The organism is Mesorhizobium sp. M7A.F.Ca.US.014.04.1.1, from assembly GCF_003998745.1.
Classification (GTDB): domain Bacteria; phylum Pseudomonadota; class Alphaproteobacteria; order Rhizobiales; family Rhizobiaceae; genus Mesorhizobium; species Mesorhizobium ciceri.
In genome coordinates this window covers 1-2,249 of the sequence record NZ_RZRW01000758.1, presented here as the reverse complement: position 1 = coordinate 2,249, position 2,249 = coordinate 1, and the positions used below count along the sequence as shown (strand labels likewise).

The window sequence follows — 2,249 nt, the reverse complement described above, 5'->3', positions numbered from 1 at the left end:
GGACAGGCCCGAACCGGGCGACGCCGCGCTCATAGTCGCCGATGCGGTCGCTGCTGTCCTTGTTGGCGCCGATGTTGACGCCGACGATGCCGCCACGCCCCTTGCGCGCGGCAAGGCGCTTTTCGGCCGCCGCATGGCCTTCATTGTTGAAGCCCAATCGGTTGATCACCGCATCGTCGGCCGTCAGCCGGAAAATGCGCGGCTTCGGATTGCCGGCCTGCGCCAGCGGCGTGATCGTGCCGACCTCGGCAAAGCCGAAGCCCAGGCCAAGCAGCGCGTCGGGCACTTCGGCGTTCTTGTCATAGCCGGCCGCCATGCCGAGCGGATTGGGAAAATCGAGGCCGCAGATGCTGACCGTCAGCCTGTGGTCGCGGATCGCTGGTGCACCAACCGGAACGCCGCATCGCAAGGCCGCGATCGACAGGCCATGCGCGGTTTCCGGATCGAAGGCGAACAGCAGCTTCTGGCCGAGCCGGTCGAGCACGCTCATTGCCCCTCCAGTGCCGGGAACTGGTGCACACCATCGGAGCCAAGCGGCAGTGGCCGGACCCACAGCACAGCCTTGAGGCCGAGCGGACCATAAAGATGCGGAAACAGCGCACCGCCGCGCGAGACCTCGTATCTCAGCGCAGCACCCAGGCTGGCGCCGTCGATGGCGACCAGCAGAAGGTCGGTCTGGCCGGCAAAGTGCTTTGCCGCCGTTTCCTTGACCTGCGCCGCCGTGGAGAAGTGGATGAAGCCGTCTGCGACATCAATCGGCGCGCCGGTGAAGCGGCCATGCGTTTCGGCCTCGCGCCAAAGCGCCTGCGGGGTTATCTTGTAGATAATCTGAGACATGGTTGCGCTATAGAGCAGTTCCAGGAAAAGTGTGAAACGGTTTTCCCGGGAAAAGCGCATAGCGCTTTCCCTTGGGAATTGCTTCAAAAGATTCCGAACCAGCCATTCGGGAAAGGCCACGCCAAGGGTCTTCCCCATTTCCGGCGCAAACATGCGATATCTGAGGCCTTTGCCATGGAGGACAACATGCGTCTGCAGCACATCTTGATCCCCGCCGCGCTCGTTTCGCTGGTCGCGGCTTCAGCTTATTCGGAAGAAACCGACCGCTACCGGCTGGAAAAGTCGGCCACCGGCTATATCCGCATGGACACCCAGACCGGCGCCATGTCGATCTGCGACGAACGCTCCGGCCAGCTCGTCTGCAAGATGGCGGCCGACGAACGCGCCGCTTTCCAGGACGAGGTCGACCGCTTGCAGACCTCGATGAAGGCGATGGACGAGCGCGTCACCAAGCTCGAGAATTCGCTCTCCGCCCGCCTCGAATCGAAACTGCCGAGCGAAGAGGATTTCAACAAGACGATGGGCTACATGGAGCGCTTCCTGCGCGGCTTCATGGGCATCGTCAGGGATATGGACAAGGACAACGGCGCCCAGCCCAATTCGCAGAAGACCTGAGCGTTTCAACCACGGGAGGCGGCGCACTGGCTTTGCCGCTTGAAAACAGCGCGCAGCCGCTCATAATCGTCCAGTTGAACCCGAAAAGCCAAAAATCATCGGGGATTCGGGGAGGGACATTTGCCGGCAGGCTATTCTTTCGTCATCGCCGACGATCACCCGCTGTTTCGCGGTGCGCTGCGCGAAGCGCTCGCCGGCATCGGCAATGTCGCCGCCATCCATGAAGCCGGCGATTTCGAGAGCGCCAAGGCGCTGGTCGTGGCCAACGAGGACGTCGATCTGGTGCTGCTCGACCTGTCGATGCCGGGCGCCAGCGGCCTCTCCGGCCTGATCTCGCTGCGTGGCATCCATCCGGCGGTGCCGCTGGTCGTGGTGTCGGCGCATGACGATCCGGCGACCATCAGGCGGGCGCTCGACCTCGGCGCTTCCGGCTTCATCTCCAAATCGGCCAGCATGGAAGAAATCCGCAGCGCCGTGCAATCGGTGCTTGCCGGCGATATTGCAGCACCCGTCGGCGTCGATCTCGGCATCGAGCGCGACCCTGAAATATCCGACCTGATCAAGCGGCTGCAGGCGTTGACGCCGCAGCAGACCCGGGTGCTCGGCATGCTGGCCGAGGGCCTGCTCAACAAGCAGATCGCCTATGAACTCGGCGTCTCCGAGGCCACCATCAAGGCGCATGTCTCCGCCATCCTGCAGAAGCTCGGCGTCGACAGCCGCACCCAGGCGGTGATCCTGCTGTCCAAGATCGGCAGCGACCCGCTGCAGCCGGCGGGTTAGACCCCTATTCCGCCGCC

At 63.6% G+C, this 2,249-nt stretch carries 4 protein-coding genes; 2 read left to right on the top strand and 2 right to left on the bottom strand.

Translation table 11 applies throughout. From position 1 onward, the window contains the following. Positions 1–490, bottom strand: a 490-nt coding sequence (locus tag EOA22_RS31095; RefSeq protein ID WP_164756086.1) for a dihydroorotate dehydrogenase 2, incomplete at its 3' end; no start/stop codon positions are given. Next, complete coding sequence (locus EOA22_RS31090; RefSeq protein ID WP_024503140.1) at positions 487–837, bottom strand: DUF952 domain-containing protein; 351 nt, start codon at positions 835–837, stop codon at positions 487–489. The genes EOA22_RS31090 and EOA22_RS31095, both read right to left, overlap by 4 nt. A gap of 186 nt (positions 838–1,023) precedes the next feature. Between EOA22_RS31090 and EOA22_RS31085 the strand changes: the two genes are divergently transcribed. Continuing rightward, complete coding sequence (locus EOA22_RS31085) at positions 1,024–1,452, top strand: hypothetical protein (protein WP_013533615.1); 429 nt, start codon at positions 1,024–1,026, stop codon at positions 1,450–1,452. 120 nt (positions 1,453–1,572) lie between these two features. Beyond that, entirely contained in the window at positions 1,573–2,232 is a 660-nt protein-coding gene (locus EOA22_RS31080; protein ID WP_024503139.1) for a response regulator transcription factor, read from the top strand. The last annotated feature ends 17 nt before the right edge of the window (positions 2,233–2,249 follow it).

Coding starts and splice junctions, on each gene's coding strand:
- EOA22_RS31085 (WP_013533615.1), top strand. CDS start 1,024: ATGCGTCTGCAGCACATCTTGATCCCCGCCGCGCTCGTTTCGCTGGTC.
- EOA22_RS31090 (WP_024503140.1), bottom strand. CDS start 837: ATGTCTCAGATTATCTACAAGATAACCCCGCAGGCGCTTTGGCGCGAG.